Raw genomic sequence first — 12,877 nt, 5'->3', positions numbered from 1 at the left:
TACATAGGTATCGATGTGGGAAGCCATGAGTTAGTCATCGCTCAGGGCTTAAGTCAAGCTTCATCCAAATTCATCAAACTTCCTGTACAAACTATCGACAATACTATAGAAGCTATCAATCAGTGGATTGAGACACTTGGTGAAAATGTACATATTATTTTTGAACAAACTGGTACTTATAATCTTCCATTAAGCTATGCTTTAACGCTTCATGAGATTACTTTTAGTGTAATCACTCCAAGCCAAAGCAAAGGGTTTGTCAAAAGTATGAAAGTTACTCATCAGCATGATGGAGTGGATGCAGCCTTATTAAGCTTGTATGGAGCCAATTATCAACCTGCTCCCACCAGTATCGAAGATGAGCATTTGCATCATCTCAGACAAAAAAGGAAACATTTATCCACTTTAATGACTCAGAAACAAGCCTATGAGAATCAACTTCATGCCTTGTCTTTTGACCCAAGAGCTGACAAGTTAGTCATTGAAAGTTTAGAATTATTGCAAATGACCTTGCAAATACAAATCACTAAATTTAAAGAGGAACTCTTTACTTTAGATGATGACCAACATAAACACTTGTTTGGTTTAATCAAATCAGTAGTGGGTATCGGTGATGCCTCTGCCAATGCTTTGATTATCGCCAGTGATGGGTTTAAGAACTTTAGCAATGTCAAGCAAGTACTTAAGTTCTTAGGAATTGTTCCCATCGAAAAACACTCCTCCAAAAGTGTACACAAAAACTATGGGCTGGCTAAAACCGGACTGGGTTATGTCAGAGCGATTCTTTATATGGCTGCCCGAAGTGCTAAAAAATATAACCTGGCCTGTGTGGCTGTTTATCAAAGGCAAAGAGCCTTGGGTAAAGCTCACAAAGTCGCTATGATTGCCGTGATGAACAAATTAATCAGACAAGTTTTTGGGGTGGTTAAAAACCAAACCTTGTTCGTCAATGATTTTGAGTTTGCCAAATAATATTTCGACTTTTTATTGACTTTTAACACAGTTCATCGCTCAATCACTCATTCACTCAATAAACTTTACACTTCATGCAAGCTCAGACTACTTCAAATATCCTGATGATTCGTCCGGTAAATTTTGCTTTTAACCTGCAAACTGCCGAAAGCAATGCGTTTCAGGACACCGATTCCCAAGCATTAGACGTTGAATTAACGCAGGAAAATGCTTTGAGAGAGTTCGATATTATGGTAAGCCAATTGCGAGCCATCGGTGTTAATGTAATCGTGTATGAAGATACACCCAAGCCTTATACACCCGATAGTATTTTCCCTAATAACTGGGTGTCGTTTCATCATAGCGGAAAAGTATGTTTATATCCCATGCAAGCCGAAAACAGACGCTTAGAGCGCAGAGCAGATATTATAGATGATTTAGGAAAGAATTTTCATGTAGAAACTGTCATTGACCTGACCGCTTTTGAGGAAGAAAACAAATTTTTAGAGGGCACAGGTAGCCTTGTGCTTGACCGTATGCACCGCATTGCCTATGCCTGTATTTCACCACGCACCCATGAGGAAGTATTAGAAGCATGGGAAAAGCAAATGAATGGCTACAAAATAGTGAAGTTCGGTGCAGTCGATGCCAACGATAAAGAGATTTATCATACCAATGTGATGATGTGTATTGGTGATACATTTGCGGTGGTTTGTCTGCAATCAATCAAAGACCTTGATGAGCGACTAATGGTAAAGGAAAGTCTGGAAAGTACAGGTAAAAACGTGATAGAGATAAGTCTGGAACAAATGAATGCCTTTGCCGGGAATATGCTGATGATAAGCAATAAAAAAGACCATCGCATTTTAGTGATGTCAACAAGTGCTTACGATTCCCTGACACAATCACAGAAAAACCAACTGGGCGAATATGCCGATATACTTCATTTTGATTTAAACATTATTGAAACTTGCGGAGGTGGCTCTGCCCGATGTATGATGGCAGAAGTTCATTTGCCGGAGAAGTAGTTTTTTTAAGATTTTAGGTAATAAGATTAAACCAGTGCCTTCGACCGCACGGTCGAAGGTTGCATATCACTACCCCTCTATCCCCTTACTTTCTTTCAGAATAACCACACCCGAAGAAGTACCCAGACGCTCTGCTCCAGCTTCTATAAAGGTAATGGCCTGTTCGTGAGTTTGTATGCCGCCTGACGCTTTTATTCTAACTATAGCAGGCAAATTATGTCGCATCAGTTTTACCTGCGCTACATCTGCTCCTTTAGGTGCAAAGCCTGAAGATGTTTTCACAAAGTCGGCACCTGCTTCCTCGCATATTTCACAGGCAATACTTAAATCAAAGTTATCCAGATAGGCGGTTTCGATAATTACTTTCAGGATACCGTCTTTACCATGTACCAGTTCCGCCAGTTCTCTTATTTCCTGTTTTACTGTCAGATATGCCATTGATTTAAAAGCATTGATGTTCATTACCATATCCAGTTCAGTAGCTCCATCGGCCAGGGCTTTTTCGGCTTCTGCTATTTTTGTATGGGTTGTCTGATATCCCAAAGGAAAACCAATTACGGTACAAATCTTCGCCTGACTATAAACCAGAATATCCCTTACAAAATCTACATAGTGGGGCGGCACGCAAGCCGAATAAAAATTGTATTGGTAGATTTCTTCACATAGTTTACGAAAATCCATTTCGGTAGCTGTTGGTTTCAGTAAAGTATGGTCTATGTATTGGGCAAGGTTTTGCATATAATTCTTTAGGAGTTATAAGTAGAAGTGTTATGATTAAGAAAAGGCATAAGCCAGTTTTTGGGGTTTGTAGGATTCAGTTAATATATAAAAAGAGACTTATGCCAAGACAAATTAACACAAAAAGTTTTGAAGGGCAAACTGCCTGTATTAGGATAGAGTTTCATTTAAGGAACTGGCAGGTGGCTATACTTTCTGGACTTATTTCTACTAACACAAATCCAGCACCTTTCTTTAGGTAATTATGCTTTTATCTTCTTATACCCTCCTGAACATTAGATAAATCCAATTTCATTCCTGTCTATACGTCTCTCTAAGTCGCTGAAAAGCATCATTTGGTCGTAGCCGGATGGTGGTGGTTTAATTTTTAATTATTTTTAGAAAAGAAATTTTAACATAAACTAAACTTATACCCTCTCCAACTGCCTTCTATTCACCCATATTGGGGGAATTTCAAAGGAAAAATTGCGAAGTATAGAGTTTTTTTTCATTTTTACGAATAGTATTTCATCTTTCAAACTTCAATTACTCACCCAATTATGAAAAGACGGGATTTTATCCAATTGTCGGGCATGGGTCTGGGAGCTATGATGGGTTCAACCATACCTGTTTTAGGTAACATAGTTCCGGTTGAACACCTGCTTGAACCCGGAGCTGACGCTGCTACGAAAAAGAAAATGGCCGATGTGGCACTTAATGCCGCTAAATCTAAAGGAGCTACCTACACCGACGTACGCATTGGTCGCTATCTGCAACAATTCCTCTTCACCCGTGAAAACAAAGTTCAGAACATTGTAAATGCTGAATCTTATGGTGTGGGTATCAGAGTAATAGCCAATGGAACCTGGGGATTTGCCGCTACCAGCGATGTAAGCAATGCAGGCATTGCTAAAGCAGCCGAAACAGCCGTTGCCATTGCCAAAGCCAATGCTAAAATCCAGACAGAGCCTGTGATATTGGCTCCGCAAAAAGGTGTAGGAGAAGTTGCCTGGAAAACACCAATCAAAAAGAATGCTTTTGAGATTCCGGTGCAGGAAAAAATCGACTTATTGATGAAAGTAAACAGCGAGGCCATGAAAAATGGTGCAGGCTTTGTTACTTCCAATCTGTTTTTTGTAAACGAACAAAAGTATTTTGCTTCTTCAGATGGTTCATACATCGACCAGGATGTTCACCGTATCTGGCCAACTTTTACGGTAACAGCGGTCGACAGACAAGCCGGAAAGTTTAAAACCCGTGATGCCATCAGTTCGCCAATGGGTATGGGTTATGAGTATTTAGATGGATTGGCGAGTGAGAAAATACCAGGGCCAAATGGTTTGGTGGGCTACCGTAACTCTTATGATATGGTAGAAGACGCTATCAATGCAGCCAAACAGGCTAAAGAAAAAATGACAGCTAAGTCGGTGCTACCCGGTAAATATGATTTAGTACTTGACCCTAACCACTTAGGATTAACCATCCACGAGTCGGTAGGCCACCCAACTGAATTAGACCGTGTATTAGGTTATGAAGCCAACTACGCCGGAACCAGCTTTGCCACCTTAGATAAATGGAAAACCAAGAGTTTTAATTATGGTAGCAAACAGGTAAACATTGTTGCCGATAAAACTCAACCTTATACATTGGGTACTGTAGGATATGACGATGAAGGTGTACCTTGTAAAGAGTGGAACCTGATTAAAGACGGTATTCTGGTAAATTATCAGGCCATCAGAGACCAGGTGAATATTTTAGGTGAAAAAGAATCTCATGGCTGTTGCTATGCCGACAACTGGAATTCGGTGCAATTCCAACGTATGCCAAACGTATCGCTTCGTCCCGGCACAGAGAAACTGAATGTGATGGATATGATTAAGGGGGTTGAGAAAGGTATCTACATCATTGGTCGTGGTTCGTATTCAATTGACCAGCAACGTTATAACTTCCAGTTTGGCGGACAGTTGTTCTACGAAATCAAAAATGGCGAGATAGCCGGAATGCTTGATGATGTGGCCTATCAGTCAAATACGCAGGAGTTCTGGAACTCGTGTGCCCAGATATGCGACAAAGACGACTATCGTACCTTTGGTTCATTCTTCGATGGTAAAGGTCAGCCTTCACAGGTTAGCGCAGTATCGCATGGTAGTTCTACTACTCGTTTTAATGGTGTCAATGTCATTAATACAGGCAGAAAAATCTAATTACTAAACGGAGAAAGGAAAATGGAAAACGGCGAAAGTAAAGAAAGAGATTGAAGGGAAAATGTTACTATATAAAGTATGATTTCCTTGTTCCATTAACCTTGTTCCTTTAACCAACCTTAATTAAAATGGCAATATTAACAAAAGAAGAAGCTAAAAAGATTATTGATAAGGTTTTAGCATTCTCAAAAGCAGACGAAATGAGTGTAGGGCTTACGGGCCGTCGCACAGGCAATATTCGTTATGCACGTAATACCGTTTCTACTAGTGGAGAGTCAACAGACTTATCTCTGGCAGTTACAGCAGTTTACGGCAAACGCTCGGGTACATCAACTATCAACGAGTTTGATGATGCCTCTTTAGAAAAAACAGTTCGCAGAGCAGAAGAAATCGCCAAATTAGCTCCTGAAAATCCGGAGTATATGCCTATGTTAGGGCCACAAACCTACTTAGAGGCCAGTACTTTTTCACAAAGCACAGCAGACATCAATCCAGATTATAGAGCCAAAGCTGCCTTTGATAGTATCGACCCCTGCTCTAAAAAAAATCTGGTAGCCGCAGGTTATCTGGAAGATACCACAGGCTTTTTTGCTATAGGTAACAGCAAAGGTTTGTTTGGCTATAACAAGTCAACTTCTGTCGATTTCTCTATTACCGTTCGCACAGCCGATGGATTTGGGTCAGGTTATGCCATCAAAGACTATAATGATGTATCGAAACTGAGTACCAAATCTGCTACGGAAATAGCGATGCAGAAAGCAATGGCTTCGGTAAATGCTCAGGCGTTAGAGCCGGGTAAATATACCGTTATTTTAGAGCCTGCCGCATCGGTTGATTTATTACAAAACATGATGCGTAGTATTGATGCCCGTAATGCCGACGAAGGCAGAAGTTTCATGAGCAAAAAAGGTGGTGGGACTCGTTTAGGTGAAAAACTATTCGACGAAAGAGTAAATATCTACTCAGACCCTACCAATGCTGAAATTCCAAACGCAGGTTTTTCAGGCGACGGTCGCCCACAAGAGAAAATAGCATGGATTGAGAATGGTGTGGTAAAGAACCTTACTTATACCAGATTCTGGGCAGATAAAAAAGGTGTGAAGGCTGTTCCGCCACCCAATGGATTTCTGATGCAAGGCGGTACACAATCATTAGCCGATTTAATTAAAGGAACCGAAAAAGGTATTCTGGTTACACGCTTCTGGTATATCCGTGCCGTAGACCCACAGACCTTACTCTATACCGGTCTTACCCGTGACGGAACTTTCTACATTGAGAAAGGACAAATCAAGTTTCCGGTGAAAAACTTCCGTTTCAACGAAAGTCCAGTAATCATGTTAAACAACCTTGAGGCGATGGGTGCTCCGGTACGTATAGGTGGCAATATGGTTCCCCCTATGAAGATACGCGACTTTACTTTCTCATCGCTTTCTGATGCGGTGTAGGGACTATATTTAAATTCCTTTTTACTGATGTTTGTATCCCGTAGGGATGATATATCGGTAGTAAAAATGAAATTTCAAATTTCAGTATCCCGTAGGAATAATATATTATTCGTCGATTTTAATATATCGTCCCTACAGGACTCAGATTTCTTGTACTTTTCTTATTTTCTACCGATATAACGTCCCTGACGGGACTCAAAAGCAAATTAAGATATTTTGAAAATTCGACAATCTGCATCGCAACGGCGAACCGTTCGAAAATCGACATTCAAAAGTTCTATTAACATCATTTAACAGGCCTTTCAGCACTTATGTTGGGCCTTTTATTAAAATCCCCCTTACTGGGTTAGTATTAAGTTCATTTTAATTCTTACTTTTATAGTTACACTAAAATTAATCTTTCACTCACAAAATAAAAACTGAAAAAGCTTTGAAAAGAAGAGACTTTATCCAATTATCTGGTTTGGGATTTGGCGCAATGATGTTGCCCAATATTCCGATTGTAGGCAATACAGTTTCGCAGGAAGCCCTTTTAGATGGAGGCATCGATGTAGCAGTCAAAAAGCGTTTGGCTGATGCTGCTTTAAATGCTGCCAAAGCCAAAGGAGCTACTTATACCGATGTTCGTATTGGTCGTTATCTGAATCAATTTGTCGTAACACGTGAAGACAAAGTGCAGAATATCGTCAATACCGAGTCTTATGGTGTAGGTGTGCGTGTAATTGCCAACGGCTGCTGGGGATTTGCCGCAGTAGTAGATGCCAAAAGCGAAGCTGATACAGCTAAAGCCGCTGAAGAAGCAGTAGCTATTGCCAAAGCTAATTCAAAATTATTGAAAGAGCCTGTGCAACTGGCTCCACAAAAAGGCTATGGCGAAGTAAGCTGGAAGGCCCCTATTACAAAAAATGCCTTTGAAGTACCTATTAAAGAAAAGGTAGATTTATTGTTGAGTGTGAATGATGCTGCTCTGAAAAATGGGGCTAATTATGTCAACTCAGTATTGTTTATGGTGAATGAGCAAAAATACTTTGCATCATCAGATGGTTCTTACATCGATCAGGATATTCACCGTATATGGCCTATTGCATCAGTAACGGCAATTGACCCTAAAACAGGTAAATTCGAAACCCGCCAGGCGCTTAGTGCTCCGGTAGGTATGGGTTATGAATACTTACAGGCTAATCCATCTGATAAAGTAACAGGTATTACTACCCGCTATAATAAAGGCTATGATATGCTGGAAGATGTAACCGCAGCAGCTAAACAAGCCAAAGAAAAACTAACCGCTAAATCAGTAGAAGCAGGTAAATATGATTTAATATTAGACCCATCACACTTATGGCTAACCATCCATGAGTCGGTAGGTCACCCACTTGAATTAGACCGTGTATTGGGCTATGAAGCCAACTTTGCAGGCACTTCATTTGCTACCTTAGATAAATGGCAAAGCAAAAACTTCAACTATGGTAGCAAACAGGTAAATCTATTTGCAGACAAAACTCAGGTAGGTTCGTTAGGTGCTGTAGGTTGGGACGATGAAGGTGTACAAACCAAACGTTGGGACTTAGTAAAAGACGGTACACTGGTAAATTACCAGGCTATCAGAGACCAGGCACATATCATCGGAGAAAAAGAATCTCATGGCTGTTGTTATGCAGATAGCTGGTCGTCGGTGCAATTCCAACGTATGGCCAATGTATCTTTAGCGCCGGGCAAAACACCCCTTTCTGTAGAGGAATTGATTAAAGATGTTAAAAAAGGTGTATATATAATCGGAGATGGTTCTTTCTCAATTGACCAGCAACGCTACAACTTCCAGTTCGGCGGGCAATTGTTTTATGAAATCAAAGATGGTAAGATTGAAGGAATGTTAAAAGATGTGGCGTATCAATCGAATACACAGGAGTTCTGGAATTCATGTGTGCAGATTTGCGACGAAAGAGACTATCGCTTGGGTGGTTCGTTCTTCGATGGCAAAGGGCAACCTTCGCAATCAAGTGCCGTATCGCATGGTAGCTCAACAGCTCGTTTTAATGGAGTAAATGTCATTAATACAGCACGTAAAATCTAATTCTTTGTTTGGAGAATGGAAAAAGGAAAACGGAGAAAGTAAGAGAATGTATTCAATCAATATAAGCACTTTTCCTGTATCCCTATTTCGTTAACCCTGTTCCTTTCTCCTTGTTCCATTAACCTTTAATCTTAAAATCAAATGCCTGTTATATTAACCGAAACAGAAGCAAAAGCCTTGTTAAAAAAGGTTTTGAGTTATTCTAAAGCAGATGAATGTGAAGTAAACCTGTTGGGCGAAACACGTGGAAATATACGCTATGCACGCAATGAGGTATCTACCAGTGGTGCATTAACCAATGTAAACTTACAGGTGCAATCGGCCTACGGCAAAAAAGTAGGAGTTGCCACTATTGACGAATTAGACGATGCCTCTATTGAAAAAGTAGTGCGTCGCTCGGAAGAATTAGCGAAATTAGCCCCTGAAAACCCTGAATATGTTGGAGTATTAGAGCCACAGGAATATGTCAAATCAAGTGGTTACTATGAATCTACTGCCAATATCACTCCTGCAGATCGTGCAGATGCAGTTGACAAAAGCCTAAAACTGACCAGAGAGCAAAACCTGATTGCAGCCGGATTTTTAGAAGACCGTAAAGGCTACAATGCCATGATGAACTCTAAAGGGTTGTTTGCGTATTATCTCGATTCAAACGTTAACTTCTCGCTCACTGTCCGTACACCAGATGGTACAGGTTCGGGCTATGTAGCCAAAGGTTACAGTGATGTCAGTAAATTAGATACCGCTGCGGCTACCAGAATTGCTATACAGAAATCGAAAGGTTCGGTAGGTGCAAAAGCCCTTGAGCCCGGTAAATATACTGTAATTTTAGAGCCTACAGCCGCTATTGTATTGTTAGAGAACCTATACTTTGATATGGATGCCCGTAGCGCTGACGAAGGACGTTCGTCTATGAGTAAGCCGGGTGGAAAAACCAAATTGGGCGAAAAAATAGTTGACGAACGGGTAACTTTTTACTCTGACCCTCAGCACCCTGAATTGCCTGCAGCGGCATGGTCAGGAGATGGTCAGCCTCAAAAGAAACTATTCTGGGTTGAGAAAGGTGTAGTGAAGAACCTGGCTTATTCACGATTCTGGGCGAAAGAAAAAGGAGTGAAGCCTGTACCATTCCCCAATAACATGATTATGGGAGGAGGCAATGCTACCCTTGAAGACATGATTAAAAGCACCAAAAGAGGTATTTTAGTTACTAAATTATGGTATATCCGTTCGGTTGACCCTCAGACATTGTTACAGACAGGTCTTACCCGTGACGGAACTTTCTATATCGAAGATGGTAAAATCAAACACCCGATCAAGAATTTCCGTTTTAATGAAAGTCCGATTATTATGCTGAACAACCTGGAAACACTGGGCAAACCAGAAAGGGTAGTAAGTACAGAATCGAACCAGAATTATATTATACCGCCAATGAAAATCAGAGAATTTACATTCTCTTCACTTTCGGATGCGGTATAATTAGTTTGATTGGAGAAAGGAACAAGCGGACGCCACGCGGGAGAACGGTTAAAGGAAAAAAGAAATGAATATACTATATTCTTCCTTTCTCCTTGTTCTATTCTCCTTTCTCCAAACACAATTCTCCAAAATACCAAAGAAAAATAAAAATTAACACTTCATCAAACTTGAAACCATTCGTATTCACTCGGATTCAATACACTTCGGGGGATTGGGATACTGACCAGCGTATGCCTGTCAATATCCTGAATTCGCTGGTGGAATATACTACCATTCCTATTGATGAAAAAGAGAAAGTAGTATTGCTGAGTAGTAACGAAATATTCAAAAGTCCTTTTTGCTACCTGAGTGGTCATAAATTAGTAGAATTTTCGAGTCAGGAACGAGACCATTTCCGCAAATATGTCGAAAACGGTGGTTTTGTTTTTGTTGATGATTGTAACCACGACATCGACGGACTCTTTGCCAAATCATTTGAGCAGGAAATGGCTCGGACTTTTGGTGCTAAAGCTCTTCAGAAGATACCCAATACACATCCCATTTATCATTCATTCTTTCATTTCGATGGTCCGCCTACTACCAGTTTCGAGCTAAACGGCTGGGGTGATGACCTTGTGCATGATTATCTGAAAGCGATTCAGATTAACGGGAAAATCGGTGTATTATACAGCAATAAAGACTATGGTTGTGAATGGGATTATGATTTCAGAAACAAACGGTGGTTAGCCGAAGACAATACCAAATTTGGTGTAAACATCATTAATTACGCATTAACTGTTTAAACATTGGAAACACAAGCATTAACCCACTATAAATCACTGGTAGCTAAATTACCACACTTAAAAAAAGAAATCGGTAAAGTCATTGTAGGTCAGCAAGAGGCTATCAATGAGATATTAATCAGTCTGTTGGCAGGTGGGCATTGTTTATTGGAGGGAGTACCCGGATTGGCTAAAACATTGATGGTAAAAACCATGTCGGAGGCGCTTGAAATGAAGTTTAAACGTGTGCAGTTTACCCCCGACCTTATGCCCGGAGATATTATTGGCACCGAAATTTTAGAAGAAGACCACGAAACAGGCAAGAAATTTTTCAAATTTAACCAGGGGCCTATCTTTGCTAATATTGTGCTTGCCGATGAGATTAACCGTACTCCGCCTAAAACACAAGCAGCTTTATTAGAGGCCATGCAGGAATACAAAGTTACCTATGCAGGTACTAACTATGCTCTACCCCTACCCTTTTTAATTATTGCCACACAAAACCCGATTGAACAGGCCGGTACATATCCATTGCCTGAGGCGCAATTAGACCGTTTTTTATTGTACATCAAATTAAGTTATCCTTCAGAGCAGGAAGAATTAGATGTATTGAAAAGCACAACGGGAATCGGCAAACAAAACCTGCAAACAATATTAACCGACAACGAAATTATAGATTTACAGAAACTGACACGTCAGGTACATATTAGTGATGAATTGATTATCAGAGTAAATCAGTTGGTAAGAAATACCCGCCCGGCAAATACTACCTCTGCTTTTGTGAAACAATGGTGCGACTGGGGTGCAGGACCCCGTGCAGGGCAAGCCTTGATTCTCTGCTCAAAAGCAAGAGCCGTATTAAACGAACGTTTCTCGGTCATTCCCGAAGATATTGAAACATTGGCCTATCCGGTATTACGCCATAGAATTGCCTTGAATTTCCGTGCCGAGGCCGAAAATATCACGACCGATGATGTGATTGGGGAATTGTTGAAAAGCAAGTAATGAAGTATTTTAAATTGCGTAATTGACATATAATTAAAATAGTTTCAAGAAAATATCGACAAAATATATCCCGTAGGGATAATATATCGGTAGAAAACAATGAATATCCCAAGATTTCAAGTCCTGTAGGGACGATATATTAATTACGTCGAATTTAATATATTATCCCTACGGGATACTGAAAACATAACCCAATCATTTTTCTACCGATATATCGTCCCTACGGGACTAAATTGTAAGAATTATCACTTAATTTTATTGTAAAAAATATCCCGTAGGGATAATATATCGGTAGAAAATATTGAGTACTTAAACTTCCAAGTCCCATAGGGACGATATATTAATTACGTCGAATTTAATATATTATCCCTACGGGATACTGAAAACATAACCCAATCATTTTTCTACCGATATATCGTCCCTACGGGACTAAATTGTAAGAATTATCACTTAATTTTATTGTAAAAAATATCCCGTAGGGATAATATATCGGTAGAAAATATTGAGTACTTAAACTTCCAAGTCCCATAGGGACGATATATTAATTACGTCGAATTTAATATATTATCCCTACGGGATACTGAAAACATAACCCAATCATTTTTCTACCGATATATCGTCCCTACGGGACTAAATTGTAAGAATTATCACTTAATTTTATTGTAAAAAATATCCCGTAGGGATAATATATCGGTAGAAAATATTGAGTACTTAAACTTCCAAGTCCCATAGGGACGATATATTAATTACGTCGAATTTAATATATTATCCCTACGGGATACTGAAAACATAACCCAATCATTTTTCTACCGATATATCGTCCCTACGGGACTAAATTGTAAGAATTATCACTTAATTTTATTGTAAAAAATATCCCGTAGGGATAATATATCGGTAGAAAATATTGAGTACTTAAACTTCCAAGTCCCATAGGGACGATATATTAATTACGTCGAATTTAATATATTATCCCTACGGGATACTGAAAACATAACCCAATCATTTTTCTACCGATATATCGTCCCTACGGGACTAAATTGTAAGAATTATCACTTAATTTTATTGTAAAAAATATCCCGTAGGGATAATATATCGGTAGAAAATATTGAGTACTTAAACTTCCAAGTCCCATAGGGACGATATATTAATTACGTCGAATTTAATATATTATCCCTACGGGATACTGAAAACATAACCCAATCATTTTTCTACCGAT

9 protein-coding genes are annotated in these 12,877 nt (G+C 39.6%); 8 read left to right on the top strand and 1 reads right to left on the bottom strand.

The window, feature by feature from the left end:
* Together EWM59_RS26645 and ctlX are read left to right on the top strand one after the other, a co-directional pair.
* Window positions 1–972, top strand: a 972-nt coding sequence (locus EWM59_RS26645) for a transposase (protein ID WP_130024262.1), incomplete at its 5' end; no start/stop codon positions are given.
* Window positions 973–1,046: 74 nt separating this feature from the next.
* On the top strand, window positions 1,047–1,979 hold the full coding sequence (ctlX, locus tag EWM59_RS26640; protein ID WP_130024261.1) for a citrulline utilization hydrolase CtlX: 933 nt from the start codon (window positions 1,047–1,049) through the stop codon (window positions 1,977–1,979).
* Between the two features lie 69 nt (window positions 1,980–2,048).
* Here the strand turns inward: ctlX and deoC are convergent, their stop codons facing one another.
* Window positions 2,049–2,717: a deoxyribose-phosphate aldolase gene (deoC, locus tag EWM59_RS26635; RefSeq protein ID WP_130024260.1), complete on the bottom strand. Its 669-nt coding sequence runs from the start codon at window positions 2,715–2,717 to the stop codon at window positions 2,049–2,051.
* A gap of 539 nt (window positions 2,718–3,256) precedes the next feature.
* On the opposite strand from deoC, the gene EWM59_RS26630 reads away from it, so the two are divergent.
* The 6 genes from EWM59_RS26630 (at window position 3,257) to EWM59_RS26605 (ending at window position 11,661) form a co-directional block, all read left to right on the top strand.
* A complete protein-coding gene (locus tag EWM59_RS26630; protein WP_130024259.1) occupies window positions 3,257–4,900 on the top strand; it encodes a TldD/PmbA family protein in 1,644 nt (547 codons plus the stop codon).
* A 128-nt stretch (window positions 4,901–5,028) separates the two neighbouring features.
* On the top strand, window positions 5,029–6,345 hold the full coding sequence (locus tag EWM59_RS26625) for a TldD/PmbA family protein (protein WP_130024258.1): 1,317 nt from the start codon (window positions 5,029–5,031) through the stop codon (window positions 6,343–6,345).
* 430 nt (window positions 6,346–6,775) lie between these two features.
* Window positions 6,776–8,416 (top strand): TldD/PmbA family protein, encoded by a 1,641-nt coding sequence (locus tag EWM59_RS26620; protein ID WP_130024257.1) that lies wholly within the window; start codon window positions 6,776–6,778, stop codon window positions 8,414–8,416.
* A gap of 141 nt (window positions 8,417–8,557) precedes the next feature.
* Entirely contained in the window at window positions 8,558–9,895 is a 1,338-nt protein-coding gene (locus EWM59_RS26615; RefSeq protein ID WP_130024256.1) for a TldD/PmbA family protein, read from the top strand.
* A gap of 167 nt (window positions 9,896–10,062) precedes the next feature.
* Entirely contained in the window at window positions 10,063–10,677 is a 615-nt protein-coding gene (locus tag EWM59_RS26610; RefSeq protein ID WP_130024255.1) for a DUF4159 domain-containing protein, read from the top strand.
* Window positions 10,678–10,680: 3 nt separating this feature from the next.
* Complete coding sequence (locus EWM59_RS26605; RefSeq protein WP_130024254.1) at window positions 10,681–11,661, top strand: AAA family ATPase; 981 nt, start codon at window positions 10,681–10,683, stop codon at window positions 11,659–11,661.
* Window positions 11,662–12,877: the final 1,216 nt, after the last annotated feature.

This window comes from Emticicia agri (assembly GCF_004168285.1).
GTDB lineage: Bacteria > Bacteroidota > Bacteroidia > Cytophagales > Spirosomataceae > Emticicia > Emticicia agri.
Note: the sequence above shows the minus strand (reverse complement) of the source record. Positions and strands in the feature narration are given on the sequence as shown.